The organism is Kitasatospora sp. LaBMicrA B282 (assembly GCF_050325825.1).
Classification (GTDB): Bacteria; Actinomycetota; Actinomycetes; order Streptomycetales; family Streptomycetaceae; genus Kitasatospora.
The window spans coordinates 1-17238 of sequence record NZ_JBNQTI010000174.1 but is presented as its reverse complement, the minus strand read 5'-3'; the positions used below and the strand labels follow the sequence as shown (position 1 = coordinate 17238).

Genomic DNA, 17238 nt, shown 5'->3' with positions numbered 1-17238 from the left:
CGACGCTCTTCCGATCTCGCCGGGGCCGCCGGCGGCGGGGCTGCTGGCGGCGGGGCGGCGCTGCCCGGCTCGGGCGCGGCGGTGGGTGCGGCGACCGAGACCAGGTTCAAGGTCTACTGCTCGCACTGCCGGGAGAAGGTCGAGCTGGGCGCCGACGAGTTCCGCCTGGCGCTCGGGCGGACCAAGGAGCGCACCTTCTACAGCTTCACCTGTCCCGCCTGCGGTGCGCCGGTGCGCAAGCCCGCCGGGGAGAAGATCGTGGCGGCGCTGACCGGCGCCGGGGTCTCCACCATCCGCCTGCTCCAGGCGGTGGAGGGGTGACCGGGACCTGGCTGCTGATGGCCGCGGTGGGCCTGGCCACCGCGGGGCTGCTGGTGCTCGGGGTGCTGGGGCTGCGGCTCTGGCTGGACGTGCACGGACTGGCCAAGGAGGTCGACGCGGCCTCCCGGGCGCTGACCGAGGCGGCCGGGGAACTGGGCGACAGCGTGCGCGGCTGAGCGTGCTCGACGCCCCCTGGGGCCGCTGTGCGTGAGGGGCCGTCGCGGGACTCGCGGGGACCGGCGCGCGGCCCGCGCCACGTCGCGGACCTGACGCTTCACGCGCCGGATCCCCCGGGGTCTCCTGCCGCTGGGGTGCGCGGGTTAGGCTTCACCGTGGCCCACGCCCGCCCGGCGGGCCGTACCTCCTCCTGTCCACCCAGCGGCCGGGGTCCCGCGCGGACTCCGAGGGCACCGCGCCGAGTCCCGAAGGCGGTCGTTCATGGGCAGGATCCTGGCGTTCCTGATCATCATCGTGATGGCGGCGGTCTTCTTCGGCGGCAAGAAGCTGCCCGACCTGGCCCGGGCGGTGGGGCGTTCGATGCGCATCCTGAAGAGCGAGACGGCGGCGCTGCGCGAGGAGTACGCCAAGGAGGCGCGGGGCGAGGTCGACCAACCGGTCGCCGACCCGGGCCCGACGATCAAGGCCGCACCCGGGGACACCGCCGGGACGCGGCCGGCCGGCGAGCCGCCGGCCGACCGGGCGCGCTGAGCACCCGGCCGACCGACCCTGTGGCCCGCCGCCCGGCGCGTCACCACACACGATTCAAGGACCGGGGTTGAGCAAGTCTTCCAAGCCGCCGAAGACCGCCGACGGACGGATGTCCCTCGGGGATCACTTGCGCGAACTGCGGAACCGGCTGGTCAAGTCGGTGCTGGCGGTGGTGGTGTGCACCATTGCGGCGTTCTTCTTCAAGGACAAGCTGCTGCACTTCCTGATGCACCCGCTGCCGGCCTGTGACGCGGCCGGCCACCCCAAGTCCGGGGACAAGCACTGCGCGAAGATCGCGGTGATCGGTGTCACCCAGCCGTTCAACCTCACCCTGAAGGTCTGCCTGACGGCGGCTCTGGTGGCCTCCGTGCCGATCTGGCTCTACCAGCTGTGGTCCTTCATCTCGCCCGGCCTGCACCGGCACGAGCGGCGCTACTCGCTGACCTTCCTGGCCCTCGGCACCCCGCTCTTCCTCGGCGGCGTCACCTGCGGCTACCTGCTGATGCCGACCACCATCGAGGTGCTCGGCTCGTTCACCCCGATCGGGGCGGACCAGATCCTGCCGGTCGAGGACTACCTCAACATCGCCACCCGGATGCTGCTGGTCTTCGGGCTCGCCTTCGAGTTCCCGCTGCTGCTGGTGATGCTCAACATGGGCGGGGTGCTCACCGGCAAGCGGATGCTCGGCTGGTGGCGCGGCATGGTGATGGCGATCACCGTCTTCGCGGCCGTCGCCACGCCGAGCGCGGACCCGGTCAGCATGCTGGCGCTGGCCGCGCCGATCTGGGTCCTCTACTTCATGGCGGTCGGCTTCGCCCTGCTGAACGACCGCCGCCGGCGCCGCCGCAACCCGGACGCGGACCTCTCGGACGAGGAGGCCTCGCACCTGGACCTGTCGGTGCAGGAGGTCGGGGCGGCCGAGGAGGTGGCCGCCTCGGGGCCCGAGTCGGCCTCGCCGACCCCGCTCGCCTCGGTCCCGCCGGCCCGCTCCGAGCAGGTCGACGACGACATCACCTGATCGGGCGTCAGTTGCCCGGCTCCTCGGTGCCCCCGGTCCGCGACAGCGGTCGGGGGCACCGTTGCGTGCGGCGACCGGCGGCCGAGTGCAGCCTGCTTGGCAGGGCCTCAGCAATGTGACATATTACTGGCGTGCTCACGAGATCCTCCCATGACGTGGTGGTCGTCGGCGCCGGCGTGGTCGGCGCCGCCTGCGCCTACTACGCGACCCGTGCCGGGCTGACCGTCGCCGTGGTGGACCGCGGCCCGGTGGCCGGCGGCACCACCGGCGCGGGGGAGGGCAACCTGCTGCTCTCCGACAAGGCGCCCGGACCCGAACTGGACCTCGCCCGGCTCTCCGCCGGGCTCTGGTGCGAGCTCGCCGCCGAGCTGCCCGAGGCGATCGAGTACGAGGCCAAGGGCGGGCTGGTGGTCGCCGCCGACCCGGCCGGCCAGGCGGCGCTGGCGGCCTTCGCGGCCGAGCAGCGCGCCGCGGGCGTGCAGGCCCTGGAGGTGCCGGCCGACCGGCTCGCCGAGTACGAGCCGCACCTCGCCCCCGGCCTGGCCGGCGGCTTCCACTACCCCGAGGACGCCCAGGTGCAGCCCGCCCTGGCCGCCGCCCACCTGCTGCGCGCCGCCCGCCGGGCCGGCGCCGAGCTGCTGCTCGGCGAGCCGGTGGAGGCACTGCTCACCGGGCCCGACGGCGCGGTCCGCGGGGCGCGCACCGCCCGGCGCTCGCTGCCGGCCGGTGCCGTGGTCAACGCCGCCGGCACCTGGGGCGGCGAGCTGGCCGCGCTGGCCGGCGTCCACCTGCCGGTGCTGCCCCGGCGCGGCTTCGTGCTGGTCACCGAACCGCTGCCGCGCCTGGTCCGGCACAAGGTCTACGCCGCCGACTACGTGGCCGACGTGGCCAGCGGCTCCGCGGCGTTGCAGAGCTCGGGCGTGGTCGAGGGCACCCCGGCCGGCCCGGTGCTGATCGGCGCCACCCGGGAGCGGGTCGGCTTCGACCGCACGCTCTCCACCGAGGCGGTGCGCCGGCTGGCCGCCCAGGCGGCCGCGCTCTTCCCGGTGCTGGCCGACGTGCAGGTGCTGCGCACCTACCGGGGCTTCCGGCCCTACCTGCCGGACCACCTGCCGGCGATCGGCGCCGATCCGCGGGCGCCCGGGCTGTACCAGGCGTGCGGGCACGAGGGCGCCGGCATCGGGTTGGCCCCCGCCACCGGACTGCTGCTGGCCCGGCAGCTGGCGGGCGAGCCGGTCGACTTCGAGCTGGCGCCGTTCCGGCCCGAGCGCTTCGCCACCTGACGGCCGCAGCGTGCCGGCTGCCTTGTTCGACGGCTTCCTGGTCTGACGACCGCCCAGTCCGACGACCGCCTGGTCCGACGACTGCCCGACGGCTACCGCGTCCGACGCACCGGTCGACCCCCGAGACCCCCCACCCGCCCGCGCAGAACGGACCCCACCCATGCGCCGTACCCCGGCCCAGCTGGCCGCGGCCGATCCCGGACCGGCCCACACCATCGAGTTCGACGGCCGGCCGATCCCCGCGCTGCCCGGGCAGAGCATCGCCGCCGCGCTCTGGGCCCAGGGCATCCTCGCCTGGCGCACCACCCGGGTGACCGGCCGCCCGCGCGGGGCCTTCTGCGGGATCGGGGCCTGCTACGACTGCCTGGCCACCGTGGACGGCCGGCCCAACCAGCGCACCTGCCTGCTGCCCGCCGCCCCCGGGACCAGCGTCACCACCCAGGAGGGTCACGGCCGTGCCGACCTCGCCCGCTGACGCCGCCCGCACCCTGCCCGGCGACCCACCGGCGGCGGGCCCCTTCGACCTGGCCGTGATCGGGGCGGGCCCCGCCGGACTGGCCGGGGCGGTGACCGCCGCCGACCGCGGGCTGCGCTGCGTCCTGCTGGACGCCGGCGCCCGCCCCGGCGGCCAGTTCTACCGCCACCCGGACCCCGCGATGGGCGCCGCCCGCCCCGACCGGCTGCACCACCACTGGTCCACCTTCACCGCGCTCGCCGACCGGCTGGCCGCCCACCGGCAGGCCGGCCGGATCGAGCTGCTGACCGGCCACCACGTCGCCCTGCTGGAGGCCCCGACCGCCGGACGCCCGTACTGGCGGCTGCAGGCCCGGCGCCCGGAGACCCACCCGGCGGACGGCGGGCTGACGGCGCTGCACGCCGGGGCCGTGCTGCTGGCCACCGGCGCCCACGAGCGGCAGCTGCCGTTCCCGGGCTGGACGCTGCCCGGGGTGGTCACCGCCGGCGGTGCGCAGGCGATGCTCAAGTCCTCGCTGGTGCTGCCCGGGCGGCGGATCGTGGTCGCCGGCAGCGGACCGCTGCTGCTCGCCGCGGCCGCCTCCCTGGTGGCGGCCGGCGCCGAGGTGCCGGCCGTGGTCGAGGCCGGCGACTACCTCGGCTACGCCCGTCGGCCCGGGGTGCTGGCCGGCGTTCCCGGCAAGCTGGCCGAGGGCGCCGGCTACGGCGCCACGCTGGCCCGCCGGGCGGTGCGGCTGCGCCGCCGGAGCGCGGTGGTCGAGGCGCACGGTGCCGACAACGTGACCGCGGTGACCGTGGCCCGGCTGGACGCCGACTGGCGCCCGCTGCCGGGCACCGAGCGGCGGATCGCCTGCGACGCGCTGGCGGTCGGGCACGGGCTGGTGCCGCAACTGGAACTGGCCACCGAGCTGGGCGCCGCCACCCGCAGCGTCCCCGACGGCACCCTGGCCCTGCGGGTCGACGCCCACCAGCGCACCTCCGTGCCCGGGCTGTGGGCCGCGGGCGAGACCTGCGGGGTGGGCGGGGCCGAGCTGGCGCTGGCCGAGGGGGAGCTGGCGGCGCTGTCGATCGCCGGCGAGGCCGCACCGCCGGCCGCGCTGGTCTCCCGGCGCCGCCGGCTGCGCGCCTTCGCCGAATTGATGGCCGCCGCCCACCGGCCCGGCGAGGGCTGGCCCGGCTGGCTGCGCCCGGACACCGAGGTCTGCCGCTGCGAGGAGGTGCCGGCCGAGCGCATCACCGAAGCGGTGACGGAGCTCGGGGCCGGTGACGCGCGCACCGTCAAGCTGCTCACCCGGGCCGGGATGGGCTGGTGCCAGGGCCGGATGTGCGGCCCGGCGGTGGCCCGGCTGGCCGGGATGGCCGAGCCCGCGCCCGACCGGCGTCCGTTCTCCTGCCCCGTCCGGCTGGGGGAACTGGCGCAGCTCGGCGAACCGGCGGGCTGCGCCGGCGGGTCGGCGGGCTCCGGGGATCCGGCCGGCTCCGGCGGGCCGGCCGGAGCCGGTGAGCTCGCCGGAACCTCCGGTGAGCCCACCGGCTCCGATGAGCTCGCCGGAACCTCTGGTGAGCCCACCGGAACCGAGGGGCCCGCGGGCCGCGACGGTTCGGCCCGACTGCCGGGCGACTGAGGGTCCGTCGGGCCGCCGCCGGAGCCCTGGGCCCGGTTCCGGTGGCGGCCGGGTGGGAATCGTCCCCTGGCGCGCCCCTTGCGCCGACCTGTCGCGGATTTATAAAATGTCACACCTCACCAAGGAGATATGCTCGTGACCCACCCCCAGCACGACCGCACCCGTCCCTGGCGCGGCATCATGGTCGCCACCGCACTGCCGCTGCGCCCGGACCTCTCCGTCGACTACGACGCCTACGCGGAGCACGTCAGCCGCCTGATCGACGCGGGCTGCGACGGCGTCGTCCCCAACGGCTCGCTCGGCGAGTACCAGACCCTCACCGCCGAGGAGCGCGCGCGGGTGGTCCGCACCGCCGTCGAGGCCGCCGGCGACGGCGCCCGGGTGATGCCGGGCGTGGCCGCCTACGGCAGCGCCGAGTCCCGCCGCTGGGCCGAGCAGGCCGCCGAGGCCGGCGCCGGCTCGGTGCTGCTGCTGCCGCCCAACGCCTACCGGGCGGACGCCGCCGCGGTGCGCGCCCACTACGCCGAGGTGGCCAAGGCCGGCCTGCCGGTGGTCGCGTACAACAACCCGATCGACACCAAGGTCGACCTCACCCCCGAACTGCTCGCCGACCTGCACGGCGAGGGCAGCATCGTGGCGGTCAAGGAGTTCTCCGGTGACGTCCGGCGGGCCTACGAGATCGCCGAGCTCGCCCCGGGCCTGGACCTGCTGATCGGCGCCGACGACGTGCTGCTCGAACTCGCGCTGGCCGGCGCGGTCGGCTGGATCGCCGGCTACCCCAACGCGCTGCCCGAGGCCACCGTGGCGCTCTACCGGGCCGCCGTCGCCCAGGACCTGGCCACCGCACTACCGCTCTACCGGGCGCTGCACCCGCTGCTGCGCTGGGACTCCAAGACCGAGTTCGTCCAGGCGATCAAGCTCTCGATGGACCTCGCCGGCCTGCCCGGCGGCCCGGTCCGCCCGCCGCGCGGTCCGCTCGACCCGCAGGTGGAGGCCGCCGTCCGGGCCGCCACCGAGAAGGCACTGGCCGACGGCCTGCGCTGAGTCGCCGCCGGTCGCCCCGGCCCCGGCGGCCGGCCACCTCCCCCGCGTCCCCACGGACACGGTCGAACACCCCACCGACGAAGGGTCAGCGATGCGCACCCGGCACGTCTTCCACGCCGTCGACTCGCACACCGAGGGGATGCCCACCCGGGTGATCACCGGCGGTTTCGGCGTCCTGCCCGGCGCCACCATGGCCGAGCGCCGGGTGCACTTCCAGCAGCACCTGGACCACTTCCGCACCCTGCTGATGTACGAGCCGCGCGGCCACGCCTCGATGAGCGGCGCGATCCTGCAGCCGCCCACCCGGCCGGACGCCGACTTCGGCGTGCTCTTCATCGAGGTCTCCGGGCTGCTGCCGATGTGCGGGCACGGCACCATCGGGGTGGCCACCGTACTGGTGGAGACCGGCATGGTGCCGGTGGTCGAGCCGGTGACCACGGTCCGCCTGGACACCCCGGCGGGGCTGGTCACCGCCGAGGTGCGGGTGGAGGACGGGGCGGCCACCGCGGTCACCATCCGCAACGTGGCCTCCTACGCGGTCGCGCTGGACCAGAAGATCGAGGTCCCCGGCTGGGGCACCGTCAGCTACGACCTGGCCTACGGCGGCAACTTCTACGCGATCCTGCCGCTGGCCGAGTTCGGACTGCCCTTCGAGCGCGATCGCAAGCAGGACCTGCTCACCGCCGGCCTGGCCCTGATGGACGCGATCAACTCCTCCCCGGCGCGCCCGGTGCACCCCGAGGACCCGTCCTTCCACAGCGTCCACCACGTCTACCTGGCCGCCCCCGGGTCGAACGCCGAGCACTCCCGGCACGCGATGGCCATCCACCCCGGCTGGTTCGACCGCTCGCCCTGCGGCACCGGCACCTCGGCCCGGATGGCCCAGCTGCACGCGCGCGGCGAACTGCCGCTCGACCGGGACTTCGTCAACGAGTCCTTCATCGGCACCCGCTTCATCGGCCGGCTGGTCGAGGAGACCGAGGTGGCCGGCCACCCCGCCGTGGTGCCGACCGTCACCGGGCGCGCCTGGGTGACCGGCACCGCGCAGTACTTCCTCGACCCCACCGACCCCTTCCCCGGAGGTTTCCTCCTGTGAGCGCTACCGTCACTGCCGATGCCGTCCTGTCCCACAACCCCGCCGACCCCGCCGACCTGGTGATCGAGGCTCCGGTGCCGGGCGCCTTCGGGACGGCCGCGGCCATCGAGCGGGCCCGGGCCGCGCAGCCCGGCTGGTTCGCGGCCGGTGCCGCGGGCCGGGCCGCCGCGCTCGGCCGGGCCGCCGACGCGGTCGAGGCCCACGCCGAGGAGCTGGCGGCGCTCGCCGTCCGCGAGGTCGGCAAGCCGCTGGTCGAGGCCCGCGGCGAGGTGGCCCGCACGGTGGCGATCCTGCGCTACTACGCGCAGGCGCCCTACGCGCCCTCCGGCGCCGTGCACGAGACCGCCACCGGCCCCGGCCTGCTGCTCACCCGCCGCCGCCCCTACGGGGTGGCCGGGCTGATCACCCCGTGGAACTTCCCGTTCGCCATCCCGGTCTGGAAGGCCGCGCCCGCCCTCGCGGTCGGCAACACCGTGGTGCTCAAGCCCGCGCCCGAGGCCACCGGCTGCGCGCTGCGGCTGGCCGAGCTGCTCGCGCTGCCGGCGGAGGTGCTGACCGTGGTGCCCGGCGGCGCCGAGGAGGGCGCGGCCCTGGTCTCGGCGGCCGACGTGGTCTCCTTCACCGGGTCCACCGCGACCGGGCAGGCCGTCATCCGCACCGCCACCGAACGCTCGGTGCCGGTGCAGGCCGAGCTGGGCGGGCTGAACGCGGCCATCGTGCTGCCGGACGCCGATCCGGAGCAGGCCGCCGCCCACCTGGCCTTCGCCATCGCCGGCTACGCGGGGCAGAAGTGCACCGCCACCAGCCGGGTGATCGCGGTCGGGGCGGCCCTGGAGCCGCTGCGGGCGGCGCTGGTCAAGGCGCTGGCGGCGGTGGAGCGCGGACCGGTGATCTCCCGGGCGGCCCGGGACCGGGTGGCCGGGGCGGTCGCCTCGGCGGTCGACGGCGGGGCCGAACTGCTGACCGGCGGTGGGCTGCCGCAGGGGGCGGGCTGGTTCGTCGAGCCGACGCTGCTCGCCGGGGTGCCGGCCGGGCACCCGCTGCTCACCGAGGAGTTCTTCGGGCCGGTCGCGGTGCTGCTCGGCGCCGCCGACCTGGACGAGGCGATCGAGCTGGCCAACGCCACCCGGCACAACCTGGCCGCCTCGGTGCACACCCGGGACCTGGACACCGCGCTGGCCGCCGCCGACCGGCTGGACGCCGGGATGATCCGGATCAACGCCCCCTCCAGCGGCGTCGACTTCCACCTGCCGTTCGGCGGCGCCAAGGCCGCGTCCTACGGGGACCGTGAGCAGGGCCAGGCGGCGCTCGACTTCTACACCGCCAGCCGCACCGTCTCGCTGCTGCCGGCCGGGAGCGCCTGATGAACGGCGCTCCCGCGCAGGTGGAGGCGCTCGCCGTCACCACGGTCGACTACCACACCGCCGGGGAGCCGTTCCGGATCGTGGTCGACGGCCTGCCGCCGGTCCCCGGGGACACGGTCGCCGAGCGCCGGGCCATCGCGCTCGGCGCCGGCGGCACCGCGACCAACCCGCGGCCCGGCCGACTGGACACCGTGCGGCAGCTGCTCACCCGCGAGCCGCGCGGCCACGCCGGCATGTACGGCGGGTTCCTGGTGCCGCCGGACGACAGCGAGGCGCACCTGGGCGTGCTCTTCTTCCACAAGGACGGCTACTCCACCGCCTGCGGTCACGGCACCATCGCGCTCGGCGCCTGGGCGGTGGACAGCGGCCTGGTGGCGGCACCGGCGGACGGGACCGCGCAGGTGCGGATCGACGTCCCCTCCGGGCGGGTGACCGCCCTGGTGCACCGGGCGGGCGGGCGGACCACCGCGGTCGCCTTCCGCAACGTGCCCACCCGGATCCTGGCCCGCAAGCGGCCGGTGGCCACCTCGGCCGGGACGTTGACGGTGGACCTGGCCGACTCGGGCGCCGTCTACGCCTCGGTGGCCGTCGACGCGGTGACCGCCGCGGAACTGCCCCGGCTCACCGCGCTCGGGCGCGAGGTGCGGGCGGCCCTGCGCGGAGAGGTCGACCTGTACGGGGTGATCTTCCACCAGGACCTGCCCGACACCCCGGCCGGGCCCAACCAGCGCAACGTCACCGTCTTCGCCGACGGGCAGCTCGACCGCTCGCCCTGCGGCTCCGGCACCTCGGCCCGGCTCGCCCTGCTGGCCGAGGACGGCCGGCTCGGCCCGGGGCGGGAGCTGCGCCACGAGTCGGTGGTCGGCACCGTCTTCACCGGGCGGGTGCTCGGCGAGCGCGCCGGCGGGGTGCTGACCGAGGTCACCGGGCAGGCCCACCGCACCGGTGAGCACCGTTTCCTCCTCGACCCGGCCGATGGGCTGGGGACGGGGTTCCTGCTGTGATCCCCGAGCCGGCCGTCGACCTGACGTACGGTCAGGCCATCGAGGCGATCACCGAAGCGCTGCGGGCCGGGCCGGCGGTGGAGGGCTGCCCGGCCCGCAGCAACATCGCGGCGCCCGGCGGGGAGCTGCTGCTGATGCCGGCGGTGCTGGACGGCGTGCGGGGCGGCGTGCGCAGCGGGAGCGCGACGGGTGGCGACGCGCCGGGAGGGGCGGCTGCGGCGGGTCCGGTCGCGTACGCCGGCGTGAAGATCGCGGGGGTGGCGCCGGCCAACCCCGCGGTCGGGCTGCCCCGGATCACCGGCAGCTACCTCCTGCTGGACGGCACCACGCTGGTCCCGCTCGCGCTGCTGGACGGACCGGCGCTCACCACGCTTCGCACCCCGGCCGTGACCGCCGTCGCGCTGCACCGGCTGGCCGTGCCGGACGCCTCGCACCTGGTGCTCTTCGGCGCCGGGCCGCAGGCCTTCGGGCACCTGGAGGCGGTGCGGGAGGTGCGGCCGCTGCGCCGGGTCACGGTGGTGGCGCGGCGGGCGGCGGCCGCCGAGGCACTGGTCGGGCACGCCCGGGAGCTCGGGCTCGCGGCGCAGGTCGGGGAGCCGACGGCGGTGGCCGAGGCCGACCTGGTCATCTGCTGCACCACCGCGAACGAACCGCTCTTCGACGGCACCCTGGTGCCCGACCACGCAGCGGTGGCCGCGGTCGGCTCGCACTCGCCGACCGTGCGCGAGGTGGACAGCGCGCTGGTGGCGCGCGCCGCCTGCTACGTGGAGGCGCGTTCGGTGGCCGCCCGGGAGGCGGGCGACCTGCTGCTGGCGGCGGCCGACGGGGTGACCGCGGTGGAGCGGTGGACGAACCTGGAGGAGCTGGTGGCGGGGGAGGCCGCCGGGTCGGGCGTCGGGGCCGGGAACGGGATGGGGGCGCCGGTTGCCGTGGACCGGCCGCGGTTCTTCAAGAGCGTCGGGATGGCCTGGGAGGACCTCGCGGTCGCCGCCGAGGTCTACCGGCGGTACCGGGCATTCCCCTGACCGGGGGTCAGCGGGCATGATGGCGTTCGGCCCGGTGACCGGCGCGGTCCGGGGATCTTCTGCCAGCCGACCAAAACGTGACATTGTACGCTGGTGCTCCGCACCTTCCGGAGGACCGCAGTGACCGAGTCGAAGCCCCGCCCCCTCATCTCCGTCCAGGAGCGCCTGCGCGACCAGGTCGCGCACGCGCTCCGGGCCGCCCTGATCTCCGGTGAGCTGCGCCCCGGCGTGGTGTACTCCGCCCCCGCGCTGGCCGCCGACTTCGGCGTCTCGGCCACCCCGGTCCGCGAGGCGATGCTCGACCTGGCCCGGGAGGGGCTGGTCGAGGCAGTGCGCAACAAGGGCTTCCGGGTCACCGAGATGACCGAGCGCGACCTGGACGAGTTCACCGAGATCCGCGCGCTGATCGAGGTGCCCACGGTGGGGCGGGTCACCCGCACCGCCACCAGCGAGCAGCTCGAGGCGCTGCGCCCGGTCGCCGAGGAGATCGTCGCCGCCGCGAGAAAGCACGACCTGATCGGCTACCTGGAGGCCGACCGCCAGTTCCACCTCACGCTGCTCGGGCTGGCCGGCAACGGCCACCTGGTGCAGGTGGTGGGCGACCTGCGCAAGCGCTCCCGCCTCTACGGCCTGACCCGGCTCGACGAGCGCGGCCAGTTGGTCTCCTCCGCCGAGGAGCACCTGGAGCTGCTGGACCTGATGCTCACCGGCGACGCCGACGCGGCCGAGGCCTGTATGGCCCGCCACCTCGGGCACATCCGCTCCCTCTGGGCCAAGGGCCAGGAGGAGAGCGAGGAGGAGAAGCCGAGCCCGTCGCTGCGGTTGGGGTCGCGGTAAGGGTGTTTCATCCGTTCGGGTAAGGGTGCGGTATTCGGCCCCGGGGTGGGTTCGGTGCCTACGATGATGGTCCCGACATCGGCAGCCAGGAGGAACTCCATGTCCGCCGCAGCAATTGAACAGCCGATGGAGGACCAGCTGAGCGAAGAGCTGTCTCTCCCGGACGCTGCCGACCTGATCTCCGCGAAGCTGCCGGGGTTTCGGGTCGAAATTCTCGGGAGCCAGATCGTTGTGACGCCCCCCGCCGACGGCCGGCACGGCCGCTCACTCACCCGTCTGATGAAGTCGCTGATGGCGGCCGGGCTCGACGGAGGCGAGACGGAGGTCATCCAGGCCATCGGGCTCTCACTTCCTGAGGGGCCGTCGGATTTCGCCGTGCCCGACCTGGCCGTGGTCGACGCGGACTTCGAGAACCACAGGGCGGGGTCGGGTTGTTACGACCCTGCCGTCTTCCACCTGGTCGTCGAGGTCACCTCGTCCAACCAGCTGACCGACCTCAGGGTGAAGCCCGGGCTCTACGCGAGCGTGGGGATCCCGGTCTATGTGATCGTGGACCGGGGCAGGCGGCAGATCCTCGTGCTCACCGAGCCCCAGGACGGCGAGTACCTCGTCCAGACCTCCTACCTGCCCGGCGCGACCGTCACCCTCCCCGCCTCGATCGGTGCCACCGTCACCTTCGACGTCGACTCCGTGCTCGGCCCCGTGAAGGGCTGACCCCGCCGCTCACCCGCGCAGCCTCCCGTCCGCCATCTCCAGGACCCGGTCCACCTGGCCCAGCACTGCTCGGTCGTGCGTCACCATCACGGTCGCGGTGCGGTGGGTGCGGGTGACCTCGGCCAGCAGGGCGATGATCTGGGCGCCGCGGTCGTGGTCGAGGGCGGAGGTGGGCTCGTCCACCAGCAGCACCGAGGGGTCGGTGAACAGGGCCCGGGCGATGTTGACCCGCTGGCGCTCGCCGCCGGAGAGCTGGTGCGGGCGGCGGCGCTGCTTGGCCGCGTCCAGGCCGACGGAGGCGAGCAGCTCGGTGGCGCGGGAGCGGGCCCGGGCGGGGCGCTCGCCGCGCAGGTCGGCGAGGACCAGCAGCTGTTCGACCGCGGTCAGCGAGGCCAGCAGGTTGGACTGCTGGAAGACGATACCCAGCCGCTCCCGGCGCAGCGTGGTGCGGGCCCGGTCGGAGAGCGGGCCGGCGTCTTGACCGTCTATCAGCACCTGGCCGTGGTCCGGGCGCAGCAGGGTGGCGGCGACCGCGAGCAGGCTGGACTTGCCGGAGCCGGAGGGGCCGACCACGGCGGTGAACTCGCCGGGGGCGACGGTGAGCGAGACCCGGTCGAGGGCGGTCAGCCGCTGCTCGCCGTCGGGGTAGGTGAGGGTGACCTCGCGCAGCTCCAGGCCGGTGCGGGTGGTCGGGGGTGGTGGGGTGGCGGTTCTGAGTGGGCTGGTCATCGGGGGCTCCGCGGGATGTCGGCTGGGGACGTCGGCTGTGGGGTGTCGGCCGTGGTCGGCGGGGCGGCGGGTCAGCGGTTGGCTCCGAGGGCGGCGAGTGGGTCGACCGAGGTGATCCGGCGGACCGCGAGCACCGCGCCGAGCAGCCCGAGCAGCACCATCGCGATCACCGGGACGGCCACGCTGGCCGGGCTCAGGTCGAACGGCACCCCGGCGGAGGCGATCGCGCCGCCGACCGCGCCCGCCGCCCCGCCGAGCAGCGCACCCGCCAGCAGCACCACGGCGGCCTGGGCGAGCGCGTCCCGCACCAGGTAGCCGCTGCTGGCGCCGACGGCCTTGAGCACCGCGATGTCGGGCTTGCGCTGCACCGTCCAGACGGTGAAGAAGGCGCCGACCACCAGGGCGCTGACCGCGAACAGGAAGCCCTGGATCAGCTGCAGGCTGCCCTGCTCGGCGGCGTAACCGTCGATGCCGGACAGGGCGGCGTCGACCGGGACGGCCTTGGTGTTCTGCGCCCGGTCCAGGGCCCCGAAGTCGGGGCCGGTGCCGGACCGCGCGGTGACGGCCAGAGCGGTGGGCCGGCTCTGCCCGCTGAGCGACTCCCAGGTGGCCACGGTGGTCCAGACGGTGGGCGCGTGGGCGTAGGAGCGCTGCTCGGTGATGGCGCTGACGGTCAGCGTGCGCGGCCCTATCCGGACCTGCTGGCCCACCACCAGGTGGTTCGCCGCGGCGGTGTCGGCGCCGATGGCGACCTGGCCCTCCGCCGGGGCGCTGCCCGAGCGGAGCGGGGGCAGCAGCTGCGTGCCCGCGCCCAGCACGCTGACCGAGGTGGCCGTGCCGGTGGCGGTGAGCCTGGTCATGGACAGGCCGAGCGGCTGCACCGCGGCCAGGCCGGGCGCGGCCGCCCAGCCGGCCTGCTGCTCGGCCGAGACGGAACTGGAGCTGAACGAGACGGCGGGCGCGGCACCGGCCGGCGCGCCGAAGACGATCCGGTCGGCGGGCAGCCCGGCGATGGTGGAGGAGGCTGCCGAGGCCAGCCCGCCGGTCAGTCCGTAGAGGAAGACCACGAGCGTGGTGATCAGGGTGACCACCGCGCCCATCAGGGCGAAGCGGCCCCGGGCGAAGCGGATGTCCCGCAGGGCGACGAACACGGCAACCTTCTTCGGAGGGGTTCGGACGGAGGACTGTCGACCTTGCAGTCGACCTTGCAGTCGACACCGCAGCCGGCCCGTGGCGGGCCGGCCGTCGACGTCCTCCACTCTGTCGTCTGCGGCCGGCGCTGCCATCGCCGAGAGGAGCGGCTCGCGGACCGTTCCCTCGGTGGAGGCAGGAATCCATCGAACGGTTGATGCCGGAGCCCGCCACGAGGCCGCCGGCTGCCCGTACCCTCGATTGGCGTGAGCCGCCTGCACCGCCCCGCACCCGCACCCGCCGGAGATCCGGCCGGGCGCCCGATCAGCCGCGCCCTCGCCCACGTCCGCGGGCGCGCCGGGGCCGCCGGCCCGGTCGACGTCGTGGTCCCCAAGTCGATCGCCGGCGCACCGGGCGGCTCGGCCCCCAGGTCGACGGTCGGCACCGCGCCCCGCTCGGCGGACGGCGCGGACGCCGGCACCCGCCGTGACACCGGCCCCGCGGCTGCGGCAGTCGACGCCGTGGCCGACCACCCCACCGGCACCCTCACCGACCGCTTCGCCGAGCACATCGCCGAGCAGGAGGCCGCCTGGGCCGCCGAGCGGGCCGCCGTCCACGCGGCCGCCCGCGCCGCCCGGCGGCGGGCCGGCTGGCTCACCGGTCACACCGGCGGCAGTGCAGCCAGCACCCCCGCCCTGCGGATCATGAACTCCGCCCTGCACGGCCTCTTCTTCGCCCTGCTGGCAGTGCTGCTGCTGCGCGGCCTGTTCGACGGGGAGCTGGGCCGCGGCGGCAGCGGAGCGGCCGGGCTGGCCCTGGCGCTCGCGCTGGGCGCCGGGTACGCGCTCGGTGGCGTGGTCGAGCCGATCCGCACCGACCGGCGTTGGGCCGGCGCCTGGCTGGCCGCGGTGATCGTGCTCTGGACCGCGCTCACCCTGCTCCACCCCGAGTTCTGCTACCTCGCCTTCCCGCTCTACTTCATCTGCCTCCACCTGCTCCCGGCCCGCTGGGCGGTGCCCGCCGTGCTCGGTCTGACCGGGATAGTGGTGGCCGGCCAGGCCGGCACCGAGGGTGGGCTCAGCACGGCCAAGGTGCTCGGCCCGCTGGCCGGTGTGATGGTGGCGCTGCTGACCGCCTACGGCTACGCCGCGCTCTACCGGGAGAGCCGCACCCGCCAGCAGCTGATCGACGAGCTGGTGGCCACCGAGGACAAGCTGCTGGCCAGCCAGCGCGAGGCCGGCCGGCTGGCCGAGCGGCAGCGGCTGGCCCGCGAGATCCACGACACCCTGGCCCAGGGCCTGTCCAGCATCGTGCTGCAGGCCCGGTCGGCCGAGGCGGCGCTGCCCGCCGATCCGCAGGCTGCCGCCGAACGGATCGCCGAGGTGGGCCGCACCGCCGCCGAGAACCTGGCCGAGGCCCGCCGCTTCGTCCAGGCGCTCACCCCGCCCGCGCTGGACGGCACCAGCCTGGCCGAGGCGCTGCGCCGGCTGGCGACCGGGCGCGGCGCGGTCTTCCACCTGGACGGCGAGCCCTATCCGCTGCCGGTCGAGGCGGAGGTGGCGTTGCTCCGGCTGACCCAGGAGGCGCTGGCCAACGCGGTGCGGCACGCTGCCGCAGGTCAGATCGCGGTCACCCTGAGCTACCTGGACGACGCGGTCACGCTCGACGTCTTCGACGACGGCATCGGCTTCGACCCCGGGGCGGCCGCCGGCCCGACCGGCGCCGGCGGCTTCGGCCTGCACGGGATGCGCGAGCGGATCGCCGCCCTCGGCGGCAGCCTCACCGTGGAGTCGGCGCCCGGCGAGGGCACCGCGGTGGCGGTCTCGCTGCCGCTGACCAGCCTGCCCGTCGCCGAGCCGCCCGCCGCAGCCGGTCGTTCAATGGAGTTCCACCTCTCGCCGAACTTCGCGGGCCACCAGCGGGATTCACGGGAGCCCGGGGAGCCTCGCGAATCCCGGGCGTCCAGAAAGTCCAGGGAGGCCAGAAAGTCCAGGGAGGCCGGAAAATCCCAGGAGTCCCGGGAGGCCCGGAAATCGACCCGCCGCCGGGCGCCGGGCAAGCCGCCGGCCGCCGGTCAGGACACGGAGGTCCCGCGGTGATCCGGGTGCTGCTGGTCGACGACCACCCGGTGGTCCGCCGCGGGCTGCGCGCCATGGTGGACGAGCTGCCCGAGCTGGTCGCCGTCGGGGAGGCCGCCGACGGTGCCGAGGCGCTGCGCCTGCTGGCGGCGCTGCCCGCAGCCGAGCGGCCGCACGTGGTGCTGATGGACCTGCAGATGGGCGCCGGCATGCACGGCGTCGAGGCGACCCGGCGGATCAACGAGCTGCCCGCCCCGCCGGCCGTGCTGATCCTCACCACCTACAGCACCGATGCCGACATCCTGGCCGCCGTCGAGGCCGGAGCCACCGGCTACCTGCTCAAGGACGCGCCGCCGCAGGAGCTGGTCGCCGCGGTCCAGGCCGCCTCCCGCGGCGAGACGGTGCTCGCCCCGCCGGTGGCGGCCCGGCTGCTCGGGCGGGTCCGGGCCGGCCGGCCGACCCTGTCGCCACGCGAGGCGGAGATCCTGCAACTGCTCGCCGAGGGGCTGGCGAACCGGCAGATCTCCAAGCGGCTGTTCATCAGCGAGGCCACGGTCAAGACCCACCTGGTGCACATCTACGAGAAGCTCGGCGTGGACAGCCGCACCGCCGCGATCGCCGCCGGCCTGAGCAGCGGGCTGATCCGCGCGGGGTGACCCGACACGGACGCCGTGCTGCGCATGGGCCGGGGGGGGGGGGGGGGGGGGGGGGGGGGGAGGGGGGGGGGGGGGGGGGGGGGGAGGGGGGGGGGGGGGGGGGGGGGGGGGGGGGGGGGGGGGGGGGGGGG

The 17238-nt window shown here is 75.7% G+C and carries 18 protein-coding genes; 16 read left to right on the top strand and 2 right to left on the bottom strand.

Annotated elements, in window-relative coordinates:
• From ACQRUO_RS32690 to ACQRUO_RS32625, 14 genes are all read left to right on the top strand, one after another.
• Window positions 1–321, top strand: a 321-nt coding sequence (locus tag ACQRUO_RS32690; RefSeq protein ID WP_428319752.1) for a hypothetical protein, incomplete at its 5' end; no start/stop codon positions are given.
• Window positions 318–497: a hypothetical protein gene (locus tag ACQRUO_RS32685; protein WP_428319751.1), complete on the top strand. Its 180-nt coding sequence runs from the start codon at window positions 318–320 to the stop codon at window positions 495–497. The genes ACQRUO_RS32690 and ACQRUO_RS32685, both read left to right, overlap by 4 nt.
• 262 nt (window positions 498–759) lie before the next feature.
• Window positions 760–1029, top strand: a complete 270-nt coding sequence (locus ACQRUO_RS32680) for a twin-arginine translocase TatA/TatE family subunit (protein WP_428319750.1) — start codon at window positions 760–762, stop codon at window positions 1027–1029.
• Window positions 1030–1138: 109 nt separating this feature from the next.
• Window positions 1139–2047: a twin-arginine translocase subunit TatC gene (gene tatC / locus ACQRUO_RS32675; protein ID WP_428319754.1), complete on the top strand. Its 909-nt coding sequence runs from the start codon at window positions 1139–1141 to the stop codon at window positions 2045–2047.
• A gap of 131 nt (window positions 2048–2178) precedes the next feature.
• The gene (locus ACQRUO_RS32670) at window positions 2179–3330 is read left to right on the top strand and encodes an NAD(P)/FAD-dependent oxidoreductase (protein ID WP_428319749.1); all 1152 of its coding nucleotides are present in this window, start codon (window positions 2179–2181) and stop codon (window positions 3328–3330) included.
• 160 nt (window positions 3331–3490) lie between these two features.
• Window positions 3491–3805 (top strand): (2Fe-2S)-binding protein, encoded by a 315-nt coding sequence (locus ACQRUO_RS32665; protein ID WP_428319748.1) that lies wholly within the window; start codon window positions 3491–3493, stop codon window positions 3803–3805.
• Entirely contained in the window at window positions 3786–5429 is a 1644-nt protein-coding gene (locus ACQRUO_RS32660; protein WP_428319747.1) for an FAD-dependent oxidoreductase, read from the top strand. Before ACQRUO_RS32665 ends, ACQRUO_RS32660 begins: the two co-directional genes overlap by 20 nt.
• A gap of 180 nt (window positions 5430–5609) precedes the next feature.
• Window positions 5610–6473: a dihydrodipicolinate synthase family protein gene (locus ACQRUO_RS32655; protein ID WP_428319753.1), complete on the top strand. Its 864-nt coding sequence runs from the start codon at window positions 5610–5612 to the stop codon at window positions 6471–6473.
• A gap of 91 nt (window positions 6474–6564) precedes the next feature.
• A complete protein-coding gene (locus ACQRUO_RS32650) occupies window positions 6565–7569 on the top strand; it encodes a proline racemase family protein (RefSeq protein ID WP_428319746.1) in 1005 nt (334 codons plus the stop codon).
• On the top strand, window positions 7566–8933 hold the full coding sequence (locus tag ACQRUO_RS32645) for an aldehyde dehydrogenase family protein (RefSeq protein WP_428319745.1): 1368 nt from the start codon (window positions 7566–7568) through the stop codon (window positions 8931–8933). The genes ACQRUO_RS32650 and ACQRUO_RS32645 overlap by 4 nt, the downstream gene beginning before the upstream one ends.
• The gene (locus tag ACQRUO_RS32640; protein ID WP_428319744.1) at window positions 8933–9937 is read left to right on the top strand and encodes a proline racemase family protein; all 1005 of its coding nucleotides are present in this window, start codon (window positions 8933–8935) and stop codon (window positions 9935–9937) included. The genes ACQRUO_RS32645 and ACQRUO_RS32640 overlap by 1 nt, the downstream gene beginning before the upstream one ends.
• Window positions 9934–10962 carry an ornithine cyclodeaminase family protein gene (locus ACQRUO_RS32635; RefSeq protein WP_428319743.1) on the top strand — a complete coding sequence of 343 codons (1029 nt, stop codon included), beginning with the start codon at window positions 9934–9936 and terminating at the stop codon, window positions 10960–10962. Before ACQRUO_RS32640 ends, ACQRUO_RS32635 begins: the two co-directional genes overlap by 4 nt.
• A gap of 120 nt (window positions 10963–11082) precedes the next feature.
• A complete protein-coding gene (locus tag ACQRUO_RS32630) occupies window positions 11083–11799 on the top strand; it encodes a GntR family transcriptional regulator (RefSeq protein ID WP_428319742.1) in 717 nt (238 codons plus the stop codon).
• A gap of 99 nt (window positions 11800–11898) precedes the next feature.
• Window positions 11899–12513 carry a Uma2 family endonuclease gene (locus tag ACQRUO_RS32625; protein ID WP_428319741.1) on the top strand — a complete coding sequence of 205 codons (615 nt, stop codon included), beginning with the start codon at window positions 11899–11901 and terminating at the stop codon, window positions 12511–12513.
• Between the two features lie 9 nt (window positions 12514–12522).
• Here ACQRUO_RS32625 and ACQRUO_RS32620 read toward each other — a convergent pair whose 3' ends face one another.
• Together ACQRUO_RS32620 and ACQRUO_RS32615 are read right to left on the bottom strand one after the other, a co-directional pair.
• Window positions 12523–13242, bottom strand: a complete 720-nt coding sequence (locus tag ACQRUO_RS32620) for an ABC transporter ATP-binding protein (protein WP_428319740.1) — start codon at window positions 13240–13242, stop codon at window positions 12523–12525.
• A 71-nt stretch (window positions 13243–13313) separates the two neighbouring features.
• Window positions 13314–14393, bottom strand: coding sequence for an FtsX-like permease family protein (locus ACQRUO_RS32615; RefSeq protein ID WP_428319739.1), 1080 nt, complete (start codon window positions 14391–14393; stop codon window positions 13314–13316).
• A gap of 246 nt (window positions 14394–14639) precedes the next feature.
• Between ACQRUO_RS32615 and ACQRUO_RS32610 the strand changes: the two genes are divergently transcribed.
• Complete coding sequence (locus ACQRUO_RS32610; protein ID WP_428319738.1) at window positions 14640–16472, top strand: sensor histidine kinase; 1833 nt, start codon at window positions 14640–14642, stop codon at window positions 16470–16472.
• Complete coding sequence (locus tag ACQRUO_RS32605) at window positions 16469–17107, top strand: response regulator (protein ID WP_428319737.1); 639 nt, start codon at window positions 16469–16471, stop codon at window positions 17105–17107. Before ACQRUO_RS32610 ends, ACQRUO_RS32605 begins: the two co-directional genes overlap by 4 nt.
• The last annotated feature ends 131 nt before the right edge of the window (window positions 17108–17238 follow it).